At 62.0% G+C, this 26,196-nt stretch carries 23 protein-coding genes; 11 read left to right on the top strand and 12 right to left on the bottom strand.

Annotated elements, in window-relative coordinates; genetic code table 11:
• Positions 1–83: 83 nt before the first annotated feature.
• Positions 84–986 (bottom strand): NAD kinase, encoded by a 903-nt coding sequence (locus GH665_RS17890; RefSeq protein WP_153137170.1) that lies wholly within the window; start codon positions 984–986, stop codon positions 84–86.
• Between the two features lie 351 nt (positions 987–1,337).
• On the opposite strand from GH665_RS17890, the gene hrcA reads away from it, so the two are divergent.
• From hrcA to pabB, 8 genes are all read left to right on the top strand, one after another.
• Positions 1,338–2,357 (top strand): heat-inducible transcriptional repressor HrcA, encoded by a 1,020-nt coding sequence (hrcA, locus tag GH665_RS17885; RefSeq protein WP_028198834.1) that lies wholly within the window; start codon positions 1,338–1,340, stop codon positions 2,355–2,357.
• A 184-nt stretch (positions 2,358–2,541) separates the two neighbouring features.
• Positions 2,542–3,612 carry a ferrochelatase gene (gene hemH, locus GH665_RS17880; protein WP_153137169.1) on the top strand — a complete coding sequence of 357 codons (1,071 nt, stop codon included), beginning with the start codon at positions 2,542–2,544 and terminating at the stop codon, positions 3,610–3,612.
• Positions 3,613–3,619: 7 nt separating this feature from the next.
• A complete protein-coding gene (locus tag GH665_RS17875) occupies positions 3,620–4,027 on the top strand; it encodes an RNA-binding S4 domain-containing protein (RefSeq protein WP_153137167.1) in 408 nt (135 codons plus the stop codon).
• Between the two features lie 521 nt (positions 4,028–4,548).
• Positions 4,549–5,133 (top strand): nucleotide exchange factor GrpE, encoded by a 585-nt coding sequence (gene grpE, locus GH665_RS17870; protein WP_153137165.1) that lies wholly within the window; start codon positions 4,549–4,551, stop codon positions 5,131–5,133.
• Between the two features lie 57 nt (positions 5,134–5,190).
• A complete protein-coding gene (locus GH665_RS39120; protein WP_408274659.1) occupies positions 5,191–5,409 on the top strand; it encodes a hypothetical protein in 219 nt (72 codons plus the stop codon).
• A 153-nt stretch (positions 5,410–5,562) separates the two neighbouring features.
• Positions 5,563–7,515 carry a molecular chaperone DnaK gene (dnaK, locus tag GH665_RS17860; RefSeq protein WP_153137163.1) on the top strand — a complete coding sequence of 651 codons (1,953 nt, stop codon included), beginning with the start codon at positions 5,563–5,565 and terminating at the stop codon, positions 7,513–7,515.
• A 266-nt stretch (positions 7,516–7,781) separates the two neighbouring features.
• Positions 7,782–8,924, top strand: a complete 1,143-nt coding sequence (gene dnaJ / locus GH665_RS17855; protein ID WP_153137161.1) for a molecular chaperone DnaJ — start codon at positions 7,782–7,784, stop codon at positions 8,922–8,924.
• 24 nt (positions 8,925–8,948) lie between these two features.
• On the top strand, positions 8,949–10,847 hold the full coding sequence (gene pabB, locus GH665_RS17850) for an aminodeoxychorismate synthase component I (protein WP_153137159.1): 1,899 nt from the start codon (positions 8,949–8,951) through the stop codon (positions 10,845–10,847).
• A 376-nt stretch (positions 10,848–11,223) separates the two neighbouring features.
• Here the strand turns inward: pabB and panB are convergent, their stop codons facing one another.
• From panB to GH665_RS17815, 7 genes are all read right to left on the bottom strand, one after another.
• Positions 11,224–12,039: a 3-methyl-2-oxobutanoate hydroxymethyltransferase gene (gene panB / locus GH665_RS17845; RefSeq protein WP_153137158.1), complete on the bottom strand. Its 816-nt coding sequence runs from the start codon at positions 12,037–12,039 to the stop codon at positions 11,224–11,226.
• A 36-nt stretch (positions 12,040–12,075) separates the two neighbouring features.
• A complete protein-coding gene (locus tag GH665_RS17840; protein WP_153137156.1) occupies positions 12,076–12,756 on the bottom strand; it encodes a deoxynucleoside kinase in 681 nt (226 codons plus the stop codon).
• Positions 12,753–13,301 carry a 2-amino-4-hydroxy-6-hydroxymethyldihydropteridine diphosphokinase gene (gene folK, locus GH665_RS17835; RefSeq protein ID WP_028198825.1) on the bottom strand — a complete coding sequence of 183 codons (549 nt, stop codon included), beginning with the start codon at positions 13,299–13,301 and terminating at the stop codon, positions 12,753–12,755. Before folK ends, GH665_RS17840 begins: the two co-directional genes overlap by 4 nt.
• A 48-nt stretch (positions 13,302–13,349) precedes the next feature.
• Positions 13,350–14,930: a polynucleotide adenylyltransferase PcnB gene (pcnB, locus tag GH665_RS17830; RefSeq protein ID WP_153137154.1), complete on the bottom strand. Its 1,581-nt coding sequence runs from the start codon at positions 14,928–14,930 to the stop codon at positions 13,350–13,352.
• The gene (locus GH665_RS17825) at positions 14,927–15,613 is read right to left on the bottom strand and encodes a histidinol-phosphatase (RefSeq protein WP_153137152.1); all 687 of its coding nucleotides are present in this window, start codon (positions 15,611–15,613) and stop codon (positions 14,927–14,929) included. Before GH665_RS17825 ends, pcnB begins: the two co-directional genes overlap by 4 nt.
• Complete coding sequence (gene hda, locus GH665_RS17820) at positions 15,606–16,400, bottom strand: DnaA regulatory inactivator Hda (protein ID WP_153137150.1); 795 nt, start codon at positions 16,398–16,400, stop codon at positions 15,606–15,608. The genes GH665_RS17825 and hda overlap by 8 nt, the downstream gene beginning before the upstream one ends.
• An 82-nt stretch (positions 16,401–16,482) precedes the next feature.
• Entirely contained in the window at positions 16,483–17,559 is a 1,077-nt protein-coding gene (locus GH665_RS17815) for an AI-2E family transporter (RefSeq protein WP_153137148.1), read from the bottom strand.
• 311 nt (positions 17,560–17,870) lie between these two features.
• On the opposite strand from GH665_RS17815, the gene purM reads away from it, so the two are divergent.
• Positions 17,871–18,938: a phosphoribosylformylglycinamidine cyclo-ligase gene (gene purM, locus GH665_RS17810; RefSeq protein ID WP_153137146.1), complete on the top strand. Its 1,068-nt coding sequence runs from the start codon at positions 17,871–17,873 to the stop codon at positions 18,936–18,938.
• 68 nt (positions 18,939–19,006) lie between these two features.
• Here the strand turns inward: purM and miaA are convergent, their stop codons facing one another.
• Complete coding sequence (gene miaA, locus GH665_RS17805; protein ID WP_153137144.1) at positions 19,007–19,963, bottom strand: tRNA (adenosine(37)-N6)-dimethylallyltransferase MiaA; 957 nt, start codon at positions 19,961–19,963, stop codon at positions 19,007–19,009.
• Between the two features lie 43 nt (positions 19,964–20,006).
• Positions 20,007–22,046, bottom strand: coding sequence for a DNA mismatch repair endonuclease MutL (gene mutL / locus GH665_RS17800; RefSeq protein ID WP_153137142.1), 2,040 nt, complete (start codon positions 22,044–22,046; stop codon positions 20,007–20,009).
• 263 nt (positions 22,047–22,309) lie between these two features.
• Between mutL and GH665_RS17795 the strand changes: the two genes are divergently transcribed.
• Positions 22,310–22,981 carry a DedA family protein gene (locus GH665_RS17795; RefSeq protein WP_028198817.1) on the top strand — a complete coding sequence of 224 codons (672 nt, stop codon included), beginning with the start codon at positions 22,310–22,312 and terminating at the stop codon, positions 22,979–22,981.
• Positions 22,982–23,147: 166 nt separating this feature from the next.
• Here GH665_RS17795 and GH665_RS17790 read toward each other — a convergent pair whose 3' ends face one another.
• Both GH665_RS17790 and GH665_RS17785 read right to left on the bottom strand, forming a co-directional pair.
• A complete protein-coding gene (locus GH665_RS17790; protein ID WP_153137139.1) occupies positions 23,148–23,960 on the bottom strand; it encodes a mechanosensitive ion channel family protein in 813 nt (270 codons plus the stop codon).
• Between the two features lie 193 nt (positions 23,961–24,153).
• On the bottom strand, positions 24,154–24,525 hold the full coding sequence (locus GH665_RS17785; protein ID WP_153138563.1) for a hypothetical protein: 372 nt from the start codon (positions 24,523–24,525) through the stop codon (positions 24,154–24,156).
• 411 nt (positions 24,526–24,936) lie between these two features.
• Here GH665_RS17785 and GH665_RS17780 point away from each other — a divergent pair, with 411 nt between their 5' ends.
• A complete protein-coding gene (locus GH665_RS17780; RefSeq protein ID WP_153137137.1) occupies positions 24,937–26,175 on the top strand; it encodes an ABC transporter substrate-binding protein in 1,239 nt (412 codons plus the stop codon).
• Positions 26,176–26,196 lie beyond the last annotated feature (21 nt).

Below are 26,196 nucleotides of genomic sequence, written 5' to 3'. Positions count from 1 at the left end.
GTGAGCTTGATATTCAGGGTTCGGCAGCGGTGTCGTTCGCGTTCCAAGGGGCCGGCGGCCCGGCGTTCCGGCGTTCCGGCCGCTCAGGGTTTGGTATCTTCTTCGTGGGACGGATATTCGTTCCAGTGCAGCTTTTTGCGCAGCGTGGCGTAGTGGCTGTAGCCGACCGGGTGCAGAATCGGCACGGTATGACGCGAGCGGCGCACTTCGATCGTGTCACCCAATTCCAGCGAAGTGAACGACTGCATGTCGAAGTTGACGTTGACTTCGCGGCCTGAAACGATCTGGATGCTCACCTTCGAGTCGTCCGGCAGCACGATTGGCCGGTTCGACAGCGCATGCGGCGCGATCGGCACGAGCACGATGCCTTGTAATTGCGGGTGCAGGATCGGCCCCTGCGACGACAGCGCATAGGCGGTCGAGCCCGTAGGCGTGGCGACGATCAGCCCATCCGAGCGCTGGTTGTACATGAAGCGGCCATCCACCGAGACATGCAGTTCCGCCATCCCGGAGAAACCGCTGCGGTTGACCACCACGTCGTTGAAGGCCAGTGCGTGGTAAATCGGCGTGCCGTCGCGCATGATGCGCGCTTCGAGCAGCGTGCGCTCTTCGCGCTCGAAGTTGCCCGCGAGCATTTGCGGCACGATCTCGCGCATGTCGGAGATCGGAATGTCGGTAATGAAGCCGAGCCGCCCGTGGTTGATGCCGATCAGCGGCGTGCGGTAGGGCGCAAGCTGGCGGCCAATGCCCAGCATCGTGCCGTCGCCGCCGAGGATCACGGCTACGTCGGCGCGCGCGCCGATCTCGGCGGGACGCAGCGCCGGGTAGTCGGCGACGCCGATTTCGGCGGCGGTGTCGGCTTCGAATACGACCTCGAAGCCGCGCTTCGCGATGCACGAGGCGAGCGCGGTCAGCGGTTCGCCGATACCTGGCGTATTGTTGCGCCCGACGAGCGCGACGGTCTTGAACTGGCTGGTCACTTGCATGCCGGCATTACACCATAGGTAGGGCCTGAAAAGAACCGCAGACAGACCCGGTAGCGGGCCTGCGCAAGCGGGCTGCCGGCGCATTGAGCGATTATCGTTAGAATGGTGAAGTCTTGATGGCATGCGCGCCGGTTATAGTCCGGCGGCGCGCCGCCAGCGGACTTGCCGGACCGGTGGCTGGCGAGACGCAGGATTCGAATCCCGGCGAGGCGCCGACCATGTTGGACCCAGCGCCAGTCAACGCGCCACATGCAATACCAGGCGCCGCCCCGCCGGCCGGCGGCGCGATAGTCAGGGGTGGGCGCCGTTAGCGCTCGCTGTAGTCGCGTCATTGAGCTAAAATTTTCCCTCATGCTAGATCCCCGCGCACAAACCCTCCTCAAAACGCTGATCGAGCGCTACATCGCCGAAGGTCAGCCGGTCGGCTCGCGCACGCTGTCACGTTATTCCGGCCTCGAACTGAGTCCGGCGACGATCCGCAACGTGATGTCCGATCTCGAGGACCTGGGGCTCGTGATCAGTCCGCATACGTCTGCGGGCCGCATTCCTACACCGCGTGGCTACCGGCTGTTCGTCGATACCATGCTGACCCTGGAATCCGCCGCGGACGAAGAAGCGGTGATGCGCATCGTCAAAACCACGCTGCAAGCGGGCGAACCGCAGAAAATCGTCGCCGCGGCGGCCAGCGTGCTGTCCAATCTGTCGCAGTTCGCCGGTGTAGTGCTTACGCCGCGCCGCAGCCACGTGTTCAAGCAGATCGAGTTCATGCGCCTGTCGGACAAGCGCATTCTCCTGATCATCGTGACGCCCGAGGGCGACGTGCAGAACCGCATCATGGCGACCCAGCGTGACTTCTCGCCGTCGCAACTGGTGGAAGCGTCCAATTACATCAACGCGCACTTCGCCGGCCTCTCGTTCGACGACGTGCGCCGCCGTCTGCGCGAAGAAATCGACGAATTGCGTGGTGACATGACTACGCTGATGCACGCGGCGGTCACGGCCAGCACGGATGAAACCGACACCGGCGAGACCGTGCTGATTTCCGGCGAGCGTAATCTGCTCGAAGTGGCCGACCTTTCGTCGGACATGGCGCGCCTGCGCAAGCTGTTCGATGTGTTCGATCAAAAAACCAGTCTCCTTCAGTTGCTCGACGTGTCGAGTCACGCCGCGGGCGTGCAGATTTTCATCGGAGGCGAATCGAATCTGGTGCCGATCGAGGAAATGAGCGTGGTGACCGCGCCTTACGAGGTGAACGGCAAGATCGTCGGCACACTCGGCGTGATCGGGCCGACCCGCATGGCCTATAACCGCGTGATTCCGATTGTCGACATCACCGCGCGGCTGCTTTCCCTCACGCTCAGCCAGCAGTAATCCGCGCCGGTTTCCGGTCACTGTCCACTGCGGCATCTCATGCTGCAAATGATGCGCGACGGCGCGCGGCTTGCCAATTGGCCGAATGGCCAGGGGTCCCTGGCGGACCTTGCAGTGGACCGCGCCGCTATAATGAATTCCACCTGAACCGACTCTCCGCCCCAAGCGGTTATCCCTGCTGCCTATGCGCTTCGACCTCGAGCGGCCCTCACAGAACGCCACGTCACACCGTGTCGCCGTGCTGCTGATCAATCTCGGCACGCCCGACGCGCCAACGCCGCGTGCAGTCCATCGCTATCTTGCGCAGTTCCTGTCCGATCCCCGTGTGGTCGAAATTCCGGCGCTGCTCTGGCAAGTGATCTTGCGGTTGTTGATTCTGCCTTTCCGCAGCCGCGCGTCGGCGAAGAAGTACGCGGCCGTGTGGATGCCGGAAGGCTCGCCGCTGCGTGTCTTCACGGAGAAGCAGGTGGAGGGTTTGCGCCATCTGTTGCAATTGAACGACTACACGGTGCTGGTCGACTACGCCATGCGCTACGGCACGCCCGGTATTCCGGCCATGCTGAACCAGTTGAAGCTGGCTGGCGCGGAGCGCGTGCTGTTGGTGCCCATGTATCCGCAATACTCGTCGTCGACCACGGCTACGGCTTTCGACGACGCTTTTTCGGCCCTCAAGCGCATGCGCAATCAGCCGGAAATCCGCACGGTGCGGCAGTACGCGGATCATCCGGCGTATATCGCCGCGCTCGCCGCTCAGGTGCATCACTACTGGCATCAGCACGGCCGGCCGGATTTCGCGGCCGGAGACAAGCTGGTGCTGAGCTTTCACGGCGTGCCCAAGCGCACGATGGATCTCGGCGATCCGTACCACGAGCAATGTCAGCAAACCGGCGCGCTGTTGATGCAGGCGCTGGGATTGACGCAGGTGGAATGCCGCATTACGTTTCAGTCGCGCTTCGGCAAGGCCGAATGGCTGCAACCGTACACTGCGCCCACCCTGAAGGAACTCGGTTCGGCAGGCGTGCGTCGAGCCGACGTGTTCTGTCCGGGCTTTACCGCCGATTGCCTTGAAACGATTGAAGAAATCGGCATGGAAGTACGCGACGAATTCCTGCATGCGGGTGGCAAGGAGTTTCATCGGATTCCCTGCGTGAACGCCTCGCAGCCATGGATCGCCGCGCTAGGCGAAATCGTTGCCCAGAACCTGCAGGGCTGGCCCGTGCAAGCGGTGCCGGTGCCGCATACGACAGGGGCTTAAGCAGCTCATGAATTACAGGATTTCAACTGAAGCGGGCGCGAAGTTGCGCATCGACAAATGGCTGTGGGCTGCGCGCTTCTTCAAGACCCGCTCGCTCGCGGCGGACGCTGTCGACAAAGGTCATGTGCGCATTGGCGGCGCCAGCGTCAAGCCGGCCAAAGACGTGCGCGTCGGCGACCTGGTCGAGATCGAGATCGAACGGATTGTGTGGCAGGTGGAAGTGCTAGGTGTGTGCGACGTGCGCGGCCCAGCCAACGTCGCGCAGACGCTTTATGCGGAAACCGAAGAGAGCAGGATGAGGCGGCAGGTCGAACAGGAGCGGCGCAAGACGTACCGCGAGCCGGCCGCCGCATTGCACGGAAGGCCGACCAAGCGCGACCGGCGCACTATCGACAAACTTTCAGGTGGGGATTGAACAACTGTTCCATCGTCGCGTGCACACCACCGTACTCGGTAGTGTGATCGTTGACGGCCCCGGACATGCAGATGGTCGTGGTGCCCGCGATGAGTACCAATGCGACCACCGATATTGCAAAGGTCAGTTTCACGGTACTCCCCTTGGGAAGATTCGGGACGGAAACAGGCGAATCAGGTGGATTGAAAAATTTCGGTAAGGATTACGTTAGATTAGGGTTAACGTGTCTTTTCCGATGCTTTATTGGAGCATAGGCCACTTGTCGGGCGCACTCAATCTCAATCTGATTGCGACGCAATAATGGTTGTAACGGAGCGTTTCGGCCGCGCGCGCGTGGTGTGAAAAGTTCCGGGAGAGGCGCTTGAAATGGGTCTTTCCGGCCCCATCTGCCGTTTCGAAAAGCGTCAACGCACCAGGTTTTGCGCCAAGTTGTCTGTCGCAATTTTGCAACGCACAAATTGCGCAGGCTTTGACGCGTTGCCGTCACTTTTAGCTTTAACTTTTTAACGACTTTCAGCGACATGGAAAACACGCAAGAGAACCCGACGAGCCAGAATCCCACGCCCGCCGACGAAACCGCGCGTCAGGCCGCCGAGGCCGCGGCACCCCAGCAGGACGCGGCTGCAAGCGCGGCTCCAGAAGCGCCGGCAACCGGCGTGGAAGCTGCATTGACCGAAGCAGAGGCGAAGATCGCCGAGCTGCAGGAAAGCTTCCTGCGCGCGAAGGCCGAGACTGAGAATGTGCGCCGCCGCGCCCAGGAAGATGTCGCGAAGGCCCACAAGTTCGCGATCGAAAGCTTCGCTGAGCATTTGCTGCCGGTGGTCGATAGTCTTGAGGCAGCGGTTGCCCATTCGTCCGACGACCTGCAAAAGGTTCGTGAGGGCGTCGAACTCACGCTGCGCCAGCTTTCCGGCGCACTGGAGAAGGGGCGCGTCGTCGCCTTGAACCCGGTTGGCGAGAAGTTCGACCCGCATCGTCATCAGGCTATTTCAATGGTGCCGGCCGATCAGGAGCCGAACACCGTGGTCGCCGTGCTGCAAAAAGGCTTCGTGATCGCCGACCGCGTGCTGCGTCCGGCCCTCGTGACTGTCGCGGCGCCGAAGTAAGCATCGCAAGGCGCTGTACAAGCCGTTTATTTGCCGTTGCGCCTGACACGCGCCGCTATGGCCAACGTTCCCGTCGCCGCCGCCGGGCTCATGCTTCACGGCGTGCTCACCTGGCTCTTCTTTTACCGAGGCAAGCGGCTCAGCCTGGCAACTGGCTGGCGCGGCCTTGGGCCACTCGAAGGGGCGGTTGCCGCCGAGTGGGACAAGAATTGGCCGGCCAATGCGGTCGGGAGCACGGCAGATGGTGAAAAAAGCGGCAAAAGTTCGACTGATTGAAAAAAATTAAAGACCGCATCGTAAAAGAGGTCTTGAAAACGATGCGGACGCACTTATGTTGAGTGCAGGTAGGAATTGAGAGCGGATCGCCGTACCGCCAGATGGGCAAAACCGGCGATTCCCGCAGCGATCAAAGTTAGGAGATTAGTAAAAATGGGCAAAATCATCGGTATCGACCTCGGCACGACCAATTCGTGCGTGGCGATCATGGAAGGCAATTCGGTCAAAGTGATCGAGAACTCGGAAGGTGCGCGCACCACGCCGTCGATCATCGCTTACATGGAAGACGGCGAAATTCTCGTCGGCGCACCGGCCAAGCGTCAGTCGGTCACGAACCCGAAGAACACGCTGTACGCCGTCAAGCGCCTGATCGGCCGCCGCTTCGAAGAAAAAGAAGTGCAGAAAGACATCGCTCTGATGCCGTACAAGATCATGAAAGCCGACAACGGCGACGCATGGATCGAAGTGCGCGACCAGAAGCTCGCGCCGCCGCAAATCTCCGCGGAAACGCTGCGCAAGATGAAGAAGACCGCTGAAGATTACCTTGGCGAGCCGGTCACCGAAGCTGTGATTACGGTTCCCGCGTACTTCAACGACAGCCAGCGCCAGGCTACCAAAGATGCAGGCCGCATCGCCGGTCTGGAAGTGAAGCGGATCATCAATGAACCGACCGCCGCCGCTCTGGCATTCGGTCTGGACAAGGCCGAAAAGGGCGACCGCAAGATCGCGGTGTATGACTTGGGTGGCGGTACGTTCGACGTGTCGATCATCGAAATCGCGGATGTCGACGGTGAAATGCAGTTCGAAGTGCTGTCCACGAACGGCGATACGTTCCTCGGCGGTGAAGATTTCGACCAGCGCATCATCGATTACATCATCGGTGAGTTCAAGAAGGAACAAGGCGTCGATCTGTCGAAAGACGTGCTTGCGCTGCAACGCCTGAAGGAATCGGCTGAAAAGGCGAAGATCGAACTGTCGTCGAGTCAGCAAACCGAAATCAACCTGCCGTACATCACGGCCGACGCGTCGGGTCCGAAGCACTTGAACCTGAAAATCACGCGCGCCAAGCTGGAAGCACTGGTTGAAGAGCTGATCGAACGCACGATCGAACCTTGCCGCATGGCTATCAAGGACGCAGGCGTGAAGGTCGGCGAAATCGACGACGTGATTCTGGTCGGCGGTATGACCCGTATGCCGAAGGTGCAGGAAAAGGTTAAGGAATTCTTCGGCAAGGATCCGCGCCGTGACGTGAACCCGGACGAAGCCGTGGCCGTTGGCGCCGCGATTCAAGGTCAGGTTCTGTCGGGCGACCGTACGGACGTTCTGCTGCTCGACGTGACTCCGCTGTCGCTTGGCATCGAAACGCTCGGTGGCGTGATGACGAAGATGATCAACAAGAACACCACGATCCCGACCAAGCACGCTCAGGTCTACTCGACGGCTGACGACAATCAGGGCGCCGTGACGATCAAGGTGTTCCAGGGCGAACGCGAAATGGCAGCGGGCAACAAGCTGCTGGGTGAGTTCAACCTCGAAGGCATTCCGCCGGCACCGCGCGGCACGCCGCAGATCGAAGTGAGCTTCGACATCGACGCGAACGGCATTCTGCACGTCGGCGCGAAAGACAAGGCGACCGGCAAGGAAAACCGCATCACGATCAAGGCGAACTCGGGTCTGTCCGAAGCCGAAATCGAGAAGATGGTGAAGGACGCCGAAGCGAACGCGGAAGAAGATCACAAGCTGCGCGAGTTGGCCGATGCCCGCAACCAGGGCGACGCGCTGGTCCACAGCACGAAGAAGGCGCTCACCGAATACGGCGACAAGCTCGAAGCCGCTGAGAAGGAAGCGATCGAAACCGCGCTGAAGGACCTCGAAGAAACGCTGAAGAGTGGTTCGAGCGACAAGGCCGCGATCGAAGCCAAGATCGAAGTGGTGGCGACCGCCTCGCAGAAGATGGGCGAGAAGATGTACGCCGACATGCAGGCTGCACAAGGTGCCGAAGCTGCGGCAGCGGGCGCGGCAGGTGCGGGCGCATCGGCAGGTGGCGCGAGCCAGCAGCAGGACGACGTGGTCGACGCGGAGTTCAAGGAAGTCAAGAAAGACTAAAGCCAGGTCGCAATTTGACCGTAAAGCCGCACACAGCAATGTGTGCGGCCCGGCTGCAAAACGGTCTGCTCCCGTTAGGGAGCATGAACCTGCAAAGCGGTTATCGCGCCTGGTGAGCCTGTTTGGGCTCTCCGGGCACATTTGTTTTATGGAGGACGTTGTTTGAACCGCCTGAAAGCGGCGTAAACAACGGCCGGACGAGTCGCAAGACTCCAGCATTCAAGAGGAGCCACCGCGCCCCATTGCGCGAGTGGCGTTGAACCGATATGGCGAAACGGGATTACTACGAGGTTCTGGGCGTCGCAAAGAACGCGAGCGACGACGAAATCAAGAAGGCTTATCGCAAGCTTGCGATGAAGCACCACCCCGACCGCAATCCGGGCAACAAGGATGCGGAAGAGCATTTCAAAGAGGTGAAGGAAGCCTATGAAATGCTGTCGGACTCGCAAAAGCGTGCTGCGTACGATCAGTACGGTCACGCGGGCGTCGATCCGAACATGGGCGGAGCCGGGGCACAAGGCTTCGGCGGTTTTGCCGATGCATTCGGCGATATTTTCGGCGACATCTTCGGCCAGGCTGCCGGCGGTGCCGCACGCGGCGGTGGCGGCCGTGCAGGCCCGCAGGTGTATCGCGGCGCCGATCTGCGCTACAGCATGGAAATCACGCTGGAACAGGCCGCGCACGGTTACGACACGCAAATTCGCGTGCCGAGCTGGGTGTCGTGCGAAATCTGTCATGGCTCGGGCGCGAAGCCCGGCACCAAGCCGGAGACCTGCCCGACCTGTAGCGGCTCGGGTTCGGTGCGGATGTCGCAGGGCTTTTTCAGCATCCAGCAGACCTGCCCGAAGTGCCACGGCACCGGCACCTATATCCCTGAGCCGTGCGGCCATTGCCACGGCGCGGGCAAGGTGAAGGAAACCAAGACGCTGGAAGTGAAGATCCCGGCAGGTATCGACGACGGCATGCGTATCCGCTCGGCCGGCAACGGCGAGCCTGGTATCAACGGCGGTCCGTCGGGCGATCTGTACGTCGAGATTCACATCAAGCAGCACTCGGTGTTCGAACGCGACGGCGACGATCTGCATTGCCAGATGCCGATTCCGTTCACCACGGCGGCACTCGGCGGCGAAATCGAAGTACCGACCCTCGCGGGCCGCGCGAGCTTCACGGTGCCGGAAGGCACGCAGTCGGGCAAGACCTTCCGTCTGCGCGGCAAGGGTATCAAGGGGCTGCGTTCGAGCATTGCCGGCGATCTGTACGTGCACGTGCAAGTCGAAACGCCGGTCAAGCTCACCGAGTCGCAGCGCGATCTGCTCCAGCAATTCGAGAAGGCACTCGTGGAAGGCGGCGCGCGGCATAGCCCGCAGAGCAAGAGCTGGTTTGATCGGGTGAAGAGCTTCTTCGATTAATTGCGGTTTGATTTGGCGGTAAGCATGACGGCAGCTGAGCGCAACGCGGTTTTCGCGTTGCTCGACGATTGCGACGCGACGGCGGCGCGCCGTTCGAGTCGTCTGTACACGGGTTTTGTGCATGAACGGGTGTGCGTGGACGCCACGCAACTTGAGCTCATGTGCGAGACCGTGGCCGCGGATGCGCGGCGTGGTTTGCATGCCGTCGTGCTTGCCGACTATGAGTTTGGCCGGCATCTTCTTGATGGCGACCAGGCTCACCGGGCATTAAAAGAAACGCAGCGTGGCGATGCCACGCTGCGTTTTTTATTGTTTGAACGTTGCGAGAAACTATCTCGCGACGACGTCGATGCGTGGCTCATGCAAGGCGACGGCGGCGCGGCCGAGCCATCCGTGGCGGGTACAGCGAATATGTGCGCGAGCGTCGATCCACCGCAATTCAACGAAGCGATCGATGCGATCCATGCCGCCCTGCGCGCCGGCGATTCTTATCAGGTCAACTATACGTATCGGCTCGGTTTCGATGTATTCGGCTCGCCGACCGCACTTTATCGGCGCCTGCGGGCGCGCCAGCCGGTTCCATATGGCGCGCTGATCGCGTTGCCGGGCGACGAGTGGGTTTTGTCGTGCTCGCCAGAGTTGTTCATCGAGAAAGAAGGCGCCATGTTGCGTGCCCGGCCGATGAAGGGCACGGCGCCGCGATCAGCCGACCCCGTGGCCGATCGTCACGCCGCCGAGTTCCTGGCCAACGACCCGAAGAATCGTGCCGAGAACGTGATGATCGTCGACCTGTTGCGCAACGATCTGTCGCGCGTGGCGCAGACGGGCTCCGTCAAGGTGCCGGCCTTGTTTTCGATTGAACCGTATGCGTCGGTTTGGCAGATGACGTCGACGGTCCATTCGACGCTGCGCGCCGGCACTTCTTTCGCTGCGATCATGCGCGCGCTGTTTCCGTGCGGCTCGATTACCGGTGCGCCGAAGCATCGCACGATGCAATTGATCGACGAGCTCGAAAGCACGCCGCGCGGACTTTACACCGGCGCGATCGGCTGGCTCGACGCGCTCTCAGGCACCGCAAGCACCGCAAACGACATCGCCTGCGGCGACTTCTGCCTGTCCGTCGCGATCCGCACCCTGACCTTAAGCCCGGCCGCACAGCTCGGCGTGCTGCGAGGCACGATGGGCGTGGGCGCCGGTATCGTGCTCGACAGTGTTGCCGCCGACGAATATGCGGAGTGCCAATTGAAGGCCAGCTTTCTGACCGGTGCCGAGCCGGGTTTCGAGCTTTTCGAAACGATGTATGGAACGCGTGACGAGGGCGTGCGCCATCTATCGCGCCATCTCGCACGACTCTCGGCGAGCGCCGCGGCGCTGGGTTTCAGACTCGACGACGAAAACGAAATTCGCGCGCAAATCACGGAGAAATGTGCGGCGTTGCCCGCGCAAATTCCGCACCGCATGCGTCTCGCGCTGAGCAAGAACGGCGCAGTGCAATTAACGGCTGCGGTGTTGACACCGCTGGCCGACTCGACCGTCGGTGTGTTGCTCGGGCCGTATCATGCGTTCCCCGTTATGCATGCCGATGATCCGCTGCTGCAGCACAAAACCACGCGCCGTGCCGAATATGATCGTGGCTGGCACGAAGCCGAAGCGCAGGGGGCTTTCGACACGCTGTTCTTTAACGAGCGCGGTGAACTGACCGAAGGCGGGCGCTCGAACGTGTTTGTGAAGCTGGCGGGACAGTGGTGGACGCCGCCATTGGAGTCAGGCGTTCTGCCCGGGATCATGCGGGGCGTGCTGCTGGAGGATATCGACCTTCACGCGGCGGAACGCGTGTTGACTCGAGTCGATGTGCAGAATGCGGAAGCGCTTCTCGTGTGCAACGCGCTGCGAGGCGCGGTACAGGCGCGCGTGCTGGGCTAAGGCAAGGCGCAGGGCTATAGAAGAAAGGCCAAAGAAGTCAGCCGTGCCGGTGGGCGAGCGAGGATTTGAGCGCCGCGCGCCGCCATGCCACAGGTAGCTCAACCGTGGCGAACGTGCAGCAGGCGTGCCACCCATCCCGTAAGGCGTGCATGCCATGTGGATTCGCGCACGCCATGCGGCGCAGTGGCGTGACTGCGGATTTCTGCTACATCGATTAGGCAAAAGGGGCTCATGGTCATCTCTCTTCGGCTGGCGGCAGGGCCGCCGTTAACAAGGTAGACGAAGATAGATGCCCCGGGTTTAAGACGATATCAGACTGGTCTCAAAACGTGCCCGGATGCGCCTGATCGAGACGGTTCCCAAGGCCGGCCCGAACTTAGAACGTATGTTCCGGCCCCGGGAACGTGCCGTCCTTCACAGCGTGCACATACGCTTCCACGGCCGCCTGAATGCTCGGTTGTCCCTGCATGAAATCCTTCACAAAGCGCGGCCGCTTGCCGGGGAAAATACCCAGCATGTCGTGCAGCACCAGCACCTGGCCTGAGCAGTCGAGACCCGCACCGATACCGATCGTCGGAATCCGCAATTGCTTCGTGACTTCGCTTGCGAGCAGCGTCGGGATCGCTTCCATGACGATCAGTTGGGCGCCGGCGTTCTGTACGGCGAGCGAGTCGCGCAACAACTGGCTCGCGCCCGCCTCGGTTTTGCCTTGCACCTTGAAGCCACCAAACGCATGCACCGATTGCGGTGTGAGGCCAACGTGCGCGCACACCGGAATCGACCGTTCGACCAGAAAACGCACCGTGTCCGCGAGCCACTCACCGCCTTCCAGCTTCACCATCTGGGCGCCGGCACGCATGAGTTCTACTGAGCTTTTAAAGGCGTCCTCCGGCGTGCCATACGTGCCGAACGGCAGATCGGCGACCACCAACGCCGAGGGCCGTGCTCGCGCGACGCTCGCCGTGTGATACGCGATGTCGGTGAGCGACACCGGCAACGTGGTCGTCTGGCCTTGCAGCACGTTGCCGAGCGAGTCGCCGATCAGCAGCACGTCGACACCTGCGCGATCCAGTAGCGCGGAGAAGCTCGCGTCGTAACAGGTCAACATGGCGATCTTTTCGCCGGCATCGCGCATCGCCTGCAGTTTCGGCACGGTGATGGCGTTCCGGCTCGTTTCCTGCAAATAGGTCATGGAGAAAATCCGTTGGAAAAAGAGGGGGCGCGTCGCTTAAAGCGACGTGCCTTTGACAAAGAATTCCTTGCGGCCACGCATGGTTTCGATGCGTTCGGCGAGTAGCGCAAGGTCCGCGTCCGAGTCGAGCGGATTCAGATGTTCAGCATTGACCGTCAGCACGGGCGTGCGGTCGTAGTGATAGAAAAACTCGTTGTAGGCGTCGCAGAGCGCGTGCAGATACGCATCGGAAATCTGCAGTTCCATGGGCACGGCCCGTTTCTGGATGCGCGCGAACAGCACTTCAGGACTGGCTTGCAGGTAGACCACGAAATCCGGTGCCGGCGCGCTGACGTCGAGTCGTGCGGCGAGAGCGCGATACAGTTGCCACTCGTCTTCCTGCAGCGTCAGACGCGCGAAGATCTCGTTCTTCTGCGTCATGAAATCGGCGATAAGCGGTGTGCCCGCCACATGCGCGGCCACGACCTCCTGGGCCTGCTGCGCGCGCTGCAAGGCGAAGTGCAATTGCGCGGGAAGCGCATAACGTGCGGTGTCGCGATAAAAACGTTCGAGAAAGGGATTGTCTTGCGGCCGCTCGAACAACTCCTGCATCGACCAGCGTTGTGCGAGCCGCCGTGCGAGCGAGGTCTTGCCGACGCCGATCGGCCCTTCGATCGCGAGATAGCCAAACGGCGGCCGCAGTTGCGGGGCGGTGACGGTGAGTGGTGGCGAACTCATTCGCAACGTCCCTTGTCCGCGGCGGGGGCGCCGGCAGTCAATGCATTGAGCATTGGACACTGACAGGGCCCTTTGACCTTTTCGATGCGTTGATCGCGCACACCTTCGAGCAGTGCCTCGGCACGGCCGTGTTGCGGGATGATCAGCGCCGGGTCGATCTCGACTAGCGGGACAAGTGCAAAGGCGCGCTCGATCAAACGCGGATGCGGCACGATCAGATCGGCTTCGTCGATCGATTGATCGCCGTATAGCAGGATGTCGAGATCGAGCGTGCGCGGTGCGTTGCGAAACGGCCGTTCGCGGCCGAACTGATGTTCGATCTTGTGGCACAGCGCAAGCAGATGCCGCACGGGGAGCGTCGTATCGACCTTCACGACGCAGTTGAAATAGTCGTCGCCGCCCGCGTCGATCGGGGCAGTACGATAAAAGCTCGACTTCGCGAGCACGGTGATGGTGTGCTGTTGGGCCAGGCACACCACCGCGTCTTTCAGGGTCTGGCGCGCGTCCCCGAGATTCGCGCCGAGGCCGAGATAAGCAACCGTCATGGCATAACTTCCTGCAACTATCGTTCGACGGCCTCAGCCAACGTCGTGTCAGTCATCGTGCGAGCTGTCATGGCCCGCGTCGTTGGCTGCGCGTTCTGGCGAACCGCCCTCCATTCCGTCGCCCGGTTTGCGGGTTCTGGCGCCACTGCTGCGCCTCCGTCGTTTTCTGGGGCTCCGGTCCTTCCCGCCTTGCGTGAGTAAAGTCTCACGCGCGGCGACGTCTCCTTCAATGAACTCCGTCCACCACGCACCGACCGACTCATCGAGTTCGCCCGATTCGCAGCGCAACAGGAGGAAATCATACCCCGCTCTAAATCTTTGGTGTTCCAGCAGCTTTAGCGCACTTCTTCCCGAGCGTTTTTCGAGGCGCAACTGCAGGCCCCAGATCTCGCGCATATCCGACGAGAAGCGCTTGTGGATCGCGAGTTTCTCGGTTTGCATGTCGAGGACTTCGTCCATCGCGCGATGCAGGGCCGGCACCGGATATTCGCCGTTTGCTTCAAATTGCTGCCAGCGCGTCTGCACGTCGTGCCACAGCAAGGTGGCGAACAGGAAGCCCGGCGAAACCGGTTTGCCGGCGCGTACGCGGGCGTCTGTGTTGGAGAGCGCGAGCGTGATGAATTTCTCTCCGATCGGCTGTTCCAGCACGACGTCGAGCAGTGGCAGCAGACCGTGATGCAGGCCTTCCTGGCGCAGACGTTTCAAACAGGCGAGCGCGTGGCCCGACAGCATCAGTTTGAGCATCTCGTCGAACAGACGCGCGGCCGGTACGTTGTTGATCAGATCGGCCATGTTGGCGATCGGCGCGCGAGTCGTGTATTCGATCTCGAAGTCGAGCTTGGCGGCGAAACGCACCACGCGCAGCATCCGCACCGGGTCTTCGCGATAACGCGTGGCCGGGTCGCCGATCATGCGCAGCAGACGCGCGCGCATGTCGGCCATGCCGTTGTGATAGTCCAGCACGGTTTGCGTGGCCGGATCGTAGTACATCGCGTTGATCGTGAAGTCGCGGCGCGTGGCGTCTTCGTGTTGCTCGCCCCAGACGTTGTCGCGCAGCACGCGGCCGCTGGCGTCCACCGCATGGGTGCGGCGATCGAGCTCGTCGCGCTTCAGGCGGCGTGGCGGCGCCGCGTCGGCCGCGGGCGGATCGACCAGCGCACGGAACGTCGAGGTTTCGATGATTTCCTGGCCGAACTGCACGTGCACGATCTGGAACCGGCGGCCGATGATGCGGGCGCGGCGGAACAGTTTCTGCACCTGTTCGGGCGTGGCGTCGGTCGCGACGTCGAAGTCTTTCGGCTTGATGCCGAGCAGCAGATCGCGCACCGCACCGCCGACGATAAACGCGCGATGCCCCGCTTCCTGCAGGCCCTCGGTAACGCGAATCGCGTTCCGTGAGATCAGCGACTGATCGATGCCATGCACGTCGTGCGGAATGATGACCGGCACGTCGGGGTCCCGCACCGCTTTGGCGGCGGGGCGCGCCGGTTTGCGGCGCGTTTTGCCGGCGCCGGACGTATTGCGTGCCGGCGATTCACCGGTTTCGTCTGCTTCGGCTGCGGCGGGCGCGGCGTTGTCAGCGGGCGCCGAGTCCTGGCCGAATAGCTTGCGGATAAGTTTTTTGATCACGAGGGTTGAAAGAGTTCGAGGATGCGCCAGCCTTTGGCCTGCGCATGGGCGCGCAATGTGTCGTCGGGATTGGTCGCGATCGGATCGGTGACCTTTTCCAGCAGCGGGATGTCGTTGTGCGAGTCGCTATAGAAATAGCTGTGCTCGAAATCGCTCCAGGTCTTGCCGAGCGATGCCAGCCACGCTTCGGTACGGACGATCTTGCCTTCCTTGTAGCTCGGCGTGCCGGTGGGGCGGCCGGTGTACGGCGAATGCGGCTGGCCGTCGACGGTTTCCGCCTCGCAGGCGATCAGCGCATCGACGCCGAACGCCTGCGCGATCGGGCGGGTAATGAATTCGTTAGTGGCGGTGACTACGCAGCACAGATCGCCGGCTTCGCGGTGCTCCCTGACCAGCTCCAGCGCGACCGGAAAGATCGCGGGCGTGATCACGTCATGCATGTACTGCGCGTGGAGATCGGCAAGCTGGGTGCGCGTGTACTTTGAGAGCGGCGTGAGCATGGCGATCAGGTAAGCGTGAATGTCCAGCTTGCCGGCTTTATAGTCGGCAAAAAAACGGTCGTTTTCACGGGCGAAGTTTTCCGCGTCGACCATGCCTTGTTTCACCATGAAGCGGCCCCATTCGTGGTCGCTGTCGGTGGGAATGAGCGTGTGGTCGAGGTCGAAGAGTGCGAGGTTAGCCATGGGGGCCTATTTTACTTGAAGCGGCGTCGGGGGACGCGGATGAGGCGGCGGCCGACCCGGATGCAGCCGATGAGGCGGGCGCCATGCGCCGGTCGTCGGCCTCAGGCGAGGCCAGCATGGTGCGCAGAAGCGGCAGCGTGACCGCGCGCTTCTGTTCGAGGGAGAAGCGGTCGAGCGCGTCGAGCAAGGCCATCAGGCTCGGCATGTCGCGGCGGAAATGCGTCAACAGATAGGCGGGGACGTCGTCCGCCAGCATGATGCCGCGCTCGCGCGCCGCATGTTTCAGCACTGCGGCCTTGCCTTCGTCCGGCAGGGGCGCGAGATGGAATACGAGGCCCCAGCCAAGGCGCGTGCGCAGATCTTCGCGCACCGTCATGCCGATCGGCGGCGCATTGCCCGCGGCGACCAGCGCGCTGGTGGGATGCGCGCGCACTTCGTTGAACAGGTTGAACACGGCGATCTGCTGGGCCGCGGACAGGTCGTCGCAATCGTCGATCGCATACAGCGCGACGCGCGGGTCGAACGTGAAGGCGGCGAGGCTGCTCTGCGGACCGGCAAAGCGCGCATGACCCGGTGGCGCTTCGTGGACCAGCGCCTGCAGCAGGTGCGTGCGGCCGCTGCCGGCTTCGCCCCAGATGTAGAAGGTGCGATCGGCCACTGGGCCGGCCGCGAGCGCGTTGTCGAGCTCGCGCAGCCGCGTGACCAGCTCGGCGTTGGCGCCGGCGAAGAAATTGTCGAATGTCGATGGCGGCGGGGTGCCGAGATCGAGCGTCAGTTGACGAAGCACAGTAGGTTAATGCCGAAAATGGGGCTTGGGCCGCAAATGGCCCGAACCTCGGGCCCTAAAACGTCAATGAGCAGTCAGTGACTCAGTTGTTATAAAGCGTGCTAGCCAGGTAGCTTTGACGCAACTCGCGCATCGCCACCGACAGAATCGCGCTGACCGGCAGCGCCAGCAACACGCCGAAAAAGCCGAACAGCTGGCCGAACGCGAGCAACGCGAAGATGACCGCGAGCGGGTGCAGGCCGATCCGCTCGCCGACCAGGCGCGGCGTGAGATAAAAGCTCTCCACGATCTGGCCGACGCCGTAAATCAACGCAACCGCGCCGAAGCCATACCAGTCGCCGAATTGCAGCAGCGCCGCGAGCAGCGCCAAGGCAAGCCCGGTCGCAAAGCCGATGTACGGGATGAACACCGCGAGGCCGGTGAAGATACCTACCGGCAGCGCGATCTCGAAACCGGCGATGGTCAGCGCAATCGCATAATAGACCGCGAGCACGCCCATCACGAGCAACTGGCCGCGCAGGTATTGCGACAGCATCTGGTCCATGTCGCGTGCGAGTTGCAGCGTCTTGTCGAGCCAGCGGCGCGGCACCACGATCTGCACGCGCGCGAGCATCCGATTCCAGTCGTACAGCAGATAGAACAGCACGAGCGGCACCATCACGAGGTTGCCGACCACCGTCATCATGACGTTGCCGCTGGTGCGGATCGAGGTCCATGCATACATCGCGACCTGTTGCGCGCTGCCTTCGAGCTGCCCCATCACGAGATCGCGAATACTGGCAAAATCGAGCGAGTCGGCGAGACCGAGCCACGCAAGCTTGGGTTGCAGCCACGCGCTCACATGCGCAAACAGCACGGGCACCTGCTGTTTCAACTGCGGACCTTCTTTCTGGATGACGGCCAGCACCAGCAGCACGAGCATTGTCATCAGCAACGTGAACAGCAGCATCATCAGCAAGGCGGCGAGTCCGCGCGGCACACGCCGGCGCACCATCCACGCGACGCCCGGCTGCAGAATGTACGCGAGAATCGCGCCGAGTAGGAACGGTGTGAGGACCGGACTCAGGAGCCAGAGCAGAATACCAACAACCAGCGCGATCGCCAGCCAGATAAAGGCGCGGCGCTGCACAGGCGTCAGGATCGAGGAGTTCTGTTGCAAAGTTTGTTTCCCAGGTGTCGTCCCGACCGGAAGATTCAGGATGATTCAAATTCCAGCCAGCCAGCCGGCCGGCAACTCTGTATGGGACCCGAGTAAGCGCTGAAGCGCCAACTCCGGCCGGCAACTCTGTATGGGACCGGAGTAAGCGCTGAAGCGCCAACTCCGGTCGGCAACTCTGTATGGGACCCGAGTAAGCGCTGAAGCGCCAACTCGGGTCGGCAACTCTGCATGGGACCCGAGTAAGCGCTGAAGCGCCAACTCGGGTCGGCATCGGGTAAAATCGCATTTTACCGACCTTCGAGCACTTCCCCATGAATCAACCGAAATCCGACCAGCATTCAACTGATTCGGCCCAAGGGTTGTCGTATCGCGACGCCGGCGTGGACATCGACGCGGGCGACGCCCTTGTCGACGCGATCAAGCCCTTTGCCAAAAAGACGATGCGCGACGGCGTGCTGGGCGGCATCGGCGGATTTGGCGCGCTGTTCGAAGTGCCGAAGAAGTATAAGGAACCAGTGCTGGTATCGGGCACGGACGGCGTCGGCACCAAGCTGCGCCTCGCGTTTCAACTGAACAAACACGACACGGTCGGCCAGGATCTGGTGGCCATGAGCGTGAACGACATTCTGGTTCAGGGCGCTGAGCCGCTGTTCTTCCTCGATTATTTCGCTTGCGGCAAGTTGGACGTCGGGACCGCGGCAACGGTCGTGAAGGGCATCGCGTATGGTTGCGAACTGTCCGGTTGTGCGCTGATCGGCGGTGAAACGGCTGAAATGCCGGGCATGTACCCGGATGGCGAGTACGATCTGGCCGGTTTCGCGGTCGGCGCGGTGGAAAAGAGCAAGATTATCGACGGCAGCACGATCGCCCCGGGCGATGTGGTGCTGGGTCTGGCTTCGAGCGGCATCCATTCGAACGGTTTTTCGCTGGTGCGCAAGATCATCGAGCGCGCGCAGCCTGATCTGAATGCGGATTTTGACGGCCGCACGCTGGCCGATGCCTTGATGGCGCCTACGCATATCTACGTGAAGCCTTTGCTGGCCTTGATGCAGCAGATCGCTGTCAAGGGTATGGCGCACATCACCGGCGGCGGCCTGGTCGAGAATATTCCGCGTGTTCTGCGTGAAGGTCTGACGGCTGAGCTGGATCATCGCAGCTGGCCGCTGCCGCCGCTGTTCTCGTGGTTGCAGAAACACGGCGGCGTGGCTGATGCGGAAATGCATCGCGTGTTCAACTGCGGGATTGGCATGGCCGTGGTGGTGTCCGCTGCTGACGCCGACGCGGCGATCGGCCTGTTGTCGGCTGCCGGCGAGCAAGTCTGGAAGATCGGCGTGATCCGCGAAAGCGCGGCCGGCGAAGCTCAGACGGTGGTCGTCTAACCCGCGCCCGACTCAAGGCCGGTTGGCCTGCGCGGCGCACACAAAGAGCGTCGCGCGGGTAAAAAACCTCAAATCATCGCTTCAATCAAGCTGACGGCCTGCGCAGTCGCGCCGGGATCGCAGCAATCCACCACAACCCGCTCCGTCATGCTGCGCAGCCATGTGAGTTGCCGCTTGCACAATTGCCGGGTAGCAAAGACCCCCTTGTCCCGCATGGTCGAATAGTCGACCGTGCCGTCGAGATATTCCCAGGCTTGCCGGTATCCCACGCAGCGCATGGAGGGCATCTCGGGCAATAAATCTCCGCGTTCGCGCAATTTCACGACTTCGTCGATAAAGCCATTGGCCAGCATGGCGTCGAAGCGCTTTTCGATGCGCGCATGCAGCACGCTCCGGTCGGACGGCTCAAGCGCAATCGGTACGAAGCGCCAGGCCAAAGCGGCGCCGTCCGTTCGGGCGGGCGCGGCCAGCAGAGCGGACATCGCTTGTCCCGTCAGCATGAAAACTTCGAGCGCCCGCTGAATTCGCTGCGAATCGTTCGGCGCGAGGCGTGCGGCTGTAATGGGATCGGCCGCCGCGAGCCGCGCATGCAGCGCCGGCCAGCCGGCACGCGCGGCATCGGCATCGAGCGTCGCACGCACGTCGGCATCGGCGCCGGGCAGGTCGTTTAGTCCCTGTGTGAGCGCCTTGTAGTACAGCATGGTTCCGCCGACCAGCAAAGGCAGCCGCCCGCGCGCGCTGATCTCACCGATCAGACGCAACGCATCGCTGCGAAACTCCGCTGCTGAGTATGAATCCGCCGGATCGACGATATCGATCAGATGATGCGGCGCCACCGCGCGTTCTTCCGGTGTGGGCTTGGCGGTGCCGATATCCATCTCGCGATAGACCAGCGCCGAATCGACACTGATGATTTCCACCGGTCTCCGTGCAGCCAGCGCCAGCGCGGCAGCGGTTTTGCCGGACGCGGTCGGGCCGAGCAGGCAAGGGATGGGCGCGGGCGTGGGGGTAGTGCTTGAAGTCATGGGCAAGACGGCGCGCGCCGATTCAGCGTAATCAGGCGCACTGTCATTGGCCACGCATGAACAGCCGGTCCAGATCGGACAGCGTCAACTGATACCACGTCGGACGCCCGTGGTTGCATTGATCGGCGCGTTCGGTTGCCTCCATCTGACGCAACAGTGCGTTCATTTCATCGAGCGTCAAACGCCGGTTCGCGCGCACCGCGTGATGGCACGCGAGTGTGCCGAGCAGTTCGTGCTGACGCTCGGTCAACACGCGGGAGCCGCCGAACGCGTGCAGATCGGAGAGTACCGCGCGTGCCAGCGCCTGCAGATCGGCATCTTTCAGCAATGCGGGCACCGCGCGGATCGCGAGCGTGGTCGGCGACAGCACGGCGAGATCGAAACCTAGTGCGTCCAGCGTGTCGCGCTCTTCTTCGACCGTGCCGATTTCGATCGGATCGGCCTGCATCGTTTGCGGGATCAGCAGTGGCTGCACGGCAATCGTACGATCGGCCAGCGCGTTCTTGAACTGCTCATACAGGATGCGCTCGTGCGCGGCGTGCATGTCGACAATCACGAGTCCGTGCGCGTTCTGCGCAAGCACATAGATACCGTGAATCTGGCCGAGGGCGAAGCCGAGCGGTTGCTCATCCGAGGCATTGAAAGCAGGCGACGCGTACGGTCCCGAGGTGTTGTACGGGGACGGCGTTTCCGCAGCCGAATCGCGCGCTTCGAATAGCGTCGCGCCTTCCGCCGTGCCGGCGTTCGTGTCCCTGCGGCCGAACAGCGCGTCGTAGAAGGCCAGTGGCTGCGCAACCGGCAGCGTTCCCTGTGTCATGCGCGCCTGACGCATCCAGGTATTGCCGGGCTGCGAGGCGCCGAAGCCGCTTCCCGCCGCATTACCAAGGTCGCCTGCCCCCGTGCCGAAGCCTCCGCCGCTTCCTGCCCCCGCACCGCCCAGCGGCGTAGCGCCGAACGAAGCCGGTCCACCCGGCGCCGCTTCGAGATGCGCCGCATGCCCACCGGCGGTGGTTTCCGGCGACGCACCCGCGTGCCGCGCCAACGCACGCTGCACGGCATGGAACACGAACTGGTGAATCGAACGCGAATCGCGAAACCGCACTTCGATTTTCGACGGGTGAACGTTTACATCGACGCCTTCTGGCGGCAGATCGAGAAAAAGTACGTAAGACGGATAGCGATCGCCGTGCAGCACGTCTTCATAGGCGGCGCGCACGGCGTGCGTGAGCAGCTTGTCGCGCACGAAGCGGCCATTGACGAAGAAGTATTGCTGGTCCGCACGTCCGCGGCTCGCGGTCGGCAGGCCCGCGCAACCGTAGACCGAGAGCGGTCCGGCGGATTCGTCGAGCGGCAAATGCGCCGTCGCAAAGGTTTCGCCAAGAATCTTCGCGACCCGCGCGGGCGGCTCGCTGGCGTTCCAGTGTTCGACCGCCTTGCCGTTATGCAGGACCGAAATCGCCACGTCCGGCCGTGCCAGCGCGGCGCGGCGAATCTGTTCGAGGCAATGGCCGAGTTCAGTCTGTTCGCTTTTCAGGAATTTGCGGCGCGCAGGCGTATTGAAATACAGCTCGCGGACTTCGATCGTGGTGCCCTGGGTGCCGGCGGCGGGGCTCAGCACGCCGGTTTGCGCGTCGACACGCACGGCGTGCGGCGTGTCCGCCGTGCGGCTCGTGATGCTCATCTGCGCGACGGACGCAATCGACGCCAGCGCTTCGCCGCGAAACCCCAACGTGGCAACCGCTTCGAGTTCAGCGAGCGAGCGGATCTTGCTGGTTGCGTGACGCATCAGCGCGAGCGCGAGCTCGTTTTCGGGGATGCCGCAGCCGTCGTCGGTGATTGAGATGCGTTTGACGCCGCCCTCGTCGAGCAGGATGCGCAGCGTCTGCGCGCCGGCGTCGAGCGCGTTTTCCAGCAATTCCTTGACCACCGAGGCCGGCCGCTCGACCACTTCGCCAGCGGCAATCTGGCTGATCAGTTGATCGGGCAGGGGCTGGATCGCCCGCAACGGGCGTGGGACGGGCGCGGCGGCGGAAATCGCGGCCGCGTCGGCGGTGCCGGCAGGCGTTTCGGAGAATTCTGACATAGCGAAATTATAGCGATTCGGCGCGGGCAGGCTGGATGCGGACCGAAGGCGTGGTTCGCGGTGATTTTGCGCCGGTGCCACTGAACTGCCTCACGGTATCGAAATCGGTCCCGCACGGCAGATTTTTAATCGCATCCGGGCACTTTCGGTATCATGACGCGGTCAATTTCCGGCGGCGAACACGCGTTCGCCGCTCATCGCCCGCAAGGCCGCTCGTGCGGCCATTCCTGCCACGCTCACATTCGCTCAATAAAGGACGCTTTTTGGACACGCTGCTGCAGTTCGCCAATCTTGTCTTGCACATCGACAAGTTTCTGGGAGTCTTTATTCACGAGTACGGCGCCTGGGTCTATGCGGTGCTGTTTCTGATCGTATTCTGCGAAACCGGGCTGGTTGTTCTGCCGTTTCTTCCGGGCGATTCGCTGCTGTTCATCGGTGGCGCGTTTTGCGCGACCGGTGAAATGAACCTCGGGTTGCTGATCGTGCTGCTGCTGGTTGCCGCGATCGCCGGCAACACGGTGAACTATATGGTCGGGCGGGCGATCGGGCCGCGGGTGTTCAATTCACACATCCCGCTTCTCGAGCGCTTTCTCGACCGTGCCGCGCTGCAGAAGACTCATAACTTCTATGAAAAGCATGGTGGCAAAACCATCGTGCTGGCGCGCTTCATTCCGGTCGTGCGGACATTCGCCCCGTTCGTTGCCGGTGCATCGGAAATGACAGTTAGCCGGTTCCAGTTGTTCAACATTCTCGGCGCGCTTTTGTGGGTGCTCCTGCTGGTGTTGCTCGGCTACTTCTTCGGCAACATTCCGTTCATCCGGCAGTATCTGAACCTGATCGTGCTGGTGGGTATCGGCGCGGCCGTGGTGCCGGTTGTGCTTGGCGCGGTATGGAAGATGACGCGCAAGAACACGTCGAAGGCGGGCACCCGCTGACTTTGCAGCTCGCACCGGGCAGAAGAACAAACGGCGTCGCGAATCTCGCGACGCCGTTTTTCATTGGTGCTTTGGTTTCCGTTGAACTGGTCCGTCGAGGTAGCGAAAAAACGCCTCATCTCAGCGAACGTCAACCTCCATCCAGCGGCCTAAGCCCCAATCGGGCTCAACTGACTATGCGCGGTGCAAGCGGTGTTTCCGGTGTCGGATAGCCCGCATCCTTGAAGGTCTGGATGATCGCGCGGTTGGTGTCGAAGTAGACCTGCCAGTAATGATCGGTGTGCGTGTAGGGCCGCACGCACAGCAACGGCCCTTCAGGCGTGAAGCTCAACACTTCGATATCCGGAGCAGGACTTTCGGCCACGTTCGGAATTTGTGTCACGGCCGCCTTGAGCCGGTTCATCGCATCTGTAGGATCAACGCCGTTCGCAATCTTCGCGGTCAGTTCGACGCGCCGCACCGGCAATGCGCTGTAGTTCGAGATTGTGTCCGAAAAGATCTTGTTGTTGCCGACGATCGTCGTCACATTGTCGGGCGTCACGATGGTCGTGCCGAACAGACCCAGTTCCGAGACCGTGCCTGTGACGCCGCCAGCCATAACGAAATCGCCCACCTTGAACGGCCGCAGCACCTGCATGAAGATGCCTGCCGCGAAGTGGGCAAGCAAGCCGCCCCACGCAGTGCCGATAGCGAGACCGAGGCCGGCGAGCAAGGCGGCGAACGAGGTCGTCTGGACGCCGAACACCTGCAGGATCGCGAGGATCAGCAGCAGGTTCAGCAGTGCGCCGAGAATCGAGCCGAGGTAATGAGCGAGGGTTGGATCGACCCGGCCGTTTTTCGACAGCAGCTTGCGAAGCAAGCCGGTGATCAGGCCAATGACCCAGCGGCCGACGATCCACAACACGATCGCGCCGAGTACCTTGGTGCCGAGGTCGATGCCTCGGGTCATGATGAACACGCGTACGGTATCGAGATCCAAGATGTTCCTCGTTGGTTAAGTTGCCTTCGACTGATTGAACGGCGGGAGTGCAATACAGCGGCAAATGCCCGGTGACGGGCGCAAACGGTAACTCTCGGTCTTCGGAAGTTATAGGCGACGGCGCGCCCATACGCAAGGTCCGTTCCTGATGATGATGCGAATTGCGTGACGGAAGAAAACAGTCCGTGCGGCGTTACATCGGCAGACGGGATTCGGAATACGCAGATGTGCGAATGACCAGCGTGTTGTCGTTTGTTTTGGCATGACGCGCGCGACGCGCCACATGCTGCCATGCCAGTGCGGCAATGGCTGCCACCGCGTACGCGCTGCCGCGTTCGAAGAATGCACTCGACGAGCTGAACTTGCCGTAGCGGCTCTGCGCATCGGCGAACACGAGAAAGGTCAGGGCGGCGTCGAGCAGCAACGCCGTTGAAGCCAGCGCGACAAAAATGTGCGGACCATTGAGTGTGGCGCCGGGTATGAGCCGGTTGCACAGAAGACATGTGCTCAGCACGATAGCCAGCAGGACAAGGCTCGAGATAAGGCCGAACAGAAAATTGGTCATATTGACGGAATGAAAGTGCAGGGCGCTGCGGTTTTGCCAGAGCGTCTGCTCACGCGGAATGGCGCCGTGAACGGAATCGGCGGCGATCATTGCATGTCTTTACGTCTCAATAAATATCAATGTTCGGAGTCCGTGGTATCTGATTCGATATCGAATAGGCGCGTTGTAGGAAGGATCTCTTGGTTGTGTGGGGTGTGGCGATCTGCGCTGTGAGGATGTTTCCCGCGTGGGCGCTTCTGAAGCCTGAGCCTCTCCGAGCCGGACAGTTGCACCTTTCTGTTTGCTTGCCACAAATCTTTAACGATCCGCGGCGAGAATGGCGCCCATGCCTTGAGTGGCCTTCTTTTTTCGTCCGCGTTGCACACGTGTGCAACGCGTCGTGTTGAGTCCGCAAATCCAATGAGATATCGCATGAAACTGTTCAGTAGCCTGCGCGCCGTATCCGTCGCCGTCGCTCTATCCGTTGTGACGTTGAGCGTCAGCGCAGCCGATCTCGTGATCGCGGGGCGCGACGATATCTATGGCCGCGGTCTGGCGGAGGCTGTCGCCGGTTTCACGAAGCTGCATCCCGGCGCCGACATCGAACTGCTGAAGCTGCCGAATGCGAACCTCTATCAGAAGCCGAAGCTATCGATGCGCGAAGGAACCGGCTCATACGACCTCGTCATGATGGACGACACCTGGTCGCCCGAATTCATCGCGAACGGCTGGCTTAAGCCGTTGCCGGCCACGCTGGCCGACGCCGACATGGTCGCATCGACGGTCGCGCTCGGCCGTGCGCCGTCGGGCGGCCTGTATGCGTTGCCGGTGGTCGGCAACGTTGAAATGTTCGCCTACCGCCGCGACCTGCTCGCGAAATACAAGCTGCAGCCGCCGCGCAACTGGGACGAAGTGCTGAAGATCGCGCAAGTCACCAGCGCTGCGGATGCGAATGTGTCCGGCGTGGTGTTTCGCGGTACCAAGGGCAACCCCGTCGTGACAGGTTTCATGCCGATTCTGTGGGCATATGGCGGTGACGTGATCGATCAGGGCGGCAAGGTGACGATCGATTCCCCGCAAGCCCTGGCGGCATTGAAGATGTTCATTGCGCTGAAAGCCTATGCGCCGAAGGACGTCGCGGTTTACGGCGCGGCCGAAGTGCGCGACGCCTTGCAAAAGGGTGCCGCGGCGCAGGCGCTCGAGGTGTGGCCGGCATGGATTCCGGCACTCGACGATCCGAAACAGTCTCGCGTAGTCGGCGAAGTTGCGCTGCAGGCGCCGCCCGGACAGGTGAAGGGACCGTCGCCGATGTTAGGCATCTGGCAAATGGCCATTCCGAAGGACGCGCCGCATGCCCCTCTGGCACAGGAATTCCTCGCCTACCTGACCGCGCGCGATACGCAAACGCGCCTCGCCGCAATGGGTATTCCGCCGACCCGCAAGAGTGTGTTTGAAGACCCGGCACTCGTGCAGCAATTCCGCTGGTATCCGGATCAGCTCAAGGCGCTCAAAGCTGGCCGCGCCCGCCCGCGTGTGAAGGACTGGCAGCAGATCGAGAGCATTCTGGGCGACGCCTTGCAACTTGTGCTGACGGGGCAACTCACTCCCGACGCGGCGCTGCATCAAGCCGCACAGAAGATCACGCCGGCGATGGCCGCCACTGTCAAATAACGACGCCGCATTGAACCCATC

It is taken from the genome of Paraburkholderia agricolaris (assembly GCF_009455635.1).
GTDB lineage: Bacteria > Pseudomonadota > Gammaproteobacteria > Burkholderiales > Burkholderiaceae > Paraburkholderia > Paraburkholderia agricolaris.
The sequence above is the reverse complement of the archived record's forward strand: the minus strand, read 5'-3'. Positions and strand labels throughout refer to the sequence as shown.

Bases quoted from the DNA above. Each gene is read 5' to 3' on its own strand.
- GH665_RS17890 (WP_153137170.1), bottom strand. From the start codon at position 986: ATGCAAGTGACCAGCCAGTTCAAGACCGTCGCGCTCGTCGGGCGCAAC.
- hrcA (WP_028198834.1), top strand. From the start codon at position 1,338: ATGCTAGATCCCCGCGCACAAACCCTCCTCAAAACGCTGATCGAGCGC.
- hemH (WP_153137169.1), top strand. From the start codon at position 2,542: ATGCGCTTCGACCTCGAGCGGCCCTCACAGAACGCCACGTCACACCGT.
- GH665_RS17875 (WP_153137167.1), top strand. From the start codon at position 3,620: ATGAATTACAGGATTTCAACTGAAGCGGGCGCGAAGTTGCGCATCGAC.
- grpE (WP_153137165.1), top strand. From the start codon at position 4,549: ATGGAAAACACGCAAGAGAACCCGACGAGCCAGAATCCCACGCCCGCC.
- GH665_RS39120 (WP_408274659.1), top strand. From the start codon at position 5,191: ATGGCCAACGTTCCCGTCGCCGCCGCCGGGCTCATGCTTCACGGCGTG.
- dnaK (WP_153137163.1), top strand. From the start codon at position 5,563: ATGGGCAAAATCATCGGTATCGACCTCGGCACGACCAATTCGTGCGTG.
- dnaJ (WP_153137161.1), top strand. From the start codon at position 7,782: ATGGCGAAACGGGATTACTACGAGGTTCTGGGCGTCGCAAAGAACGCG.
- pabB (WP_153137159.1), top strand. From the start codon at position 8,949: ATGACGGCAGCTGAGCGCAACGCGGTTTTCGCGTTGCTCGACGATTGC.
- panB (WP_153137158.1), bottom strand. From the start codon at position 12,039: ATGACCTATTTGCAGGAAACGAGCCGGAACGCCATCACCGTGCCGAAA.
- GH665_RS17840 (WP_153137156.1), bottom strand. From the start codon at position 12,756: ATGAGTTCGCCACCACTCACCGTCACCGCCCCGCAACTGCGGCCGCCG.
- folK (WP_028198825.1), bottom strand. From the start codon at position 13,301: ATGACGGTTGCTTATCTCGGCCTCGGCGCGAATCTCGGGGACGCGCGC.
- GH665_RS17825 (WP_153137152.1), bottom strand. From the start codon at position 15,613: ATGGCTAACCTCGCACTCTTCGACCTCGACCACACGCTCATTCCCACC.
- purM (WP_153137146.1), top strand. From the start codon at position 17,871: ATGAATCAACCGAAATCCGACCAGCATTCAACTGATTCGGCCCAAGGG.
- miaA (WP_153137144.1), bottom strand. From the start codon at position 19,963: ATGACTTCAAGCACTACCCCCACGCCCGCGCCCATCCCTTGCCTGCTC.
- mutL (WP_153137142.1), bottom strand. From the start codon at position 22,046: ATGTCAGAATTCTCCGAAACGCCTGCCGGCACCGCCGACGCGGCCGCG.
- GH665_RS17785 (WP_153138563.1), bottom strand. From the start codon at position 24,525: ATGACCAATTTTCTGTTCGGCCTTATCTCGAGCCTTGTCCTGCTGGCT.
- GH665_RS17780 (WP_153137137.1), top strand. From the start codon at position 24,937: ATGAAACTGTTCAGTAGCCTGCGCGCCGTATCCGTCGCCGTCGCTCTA.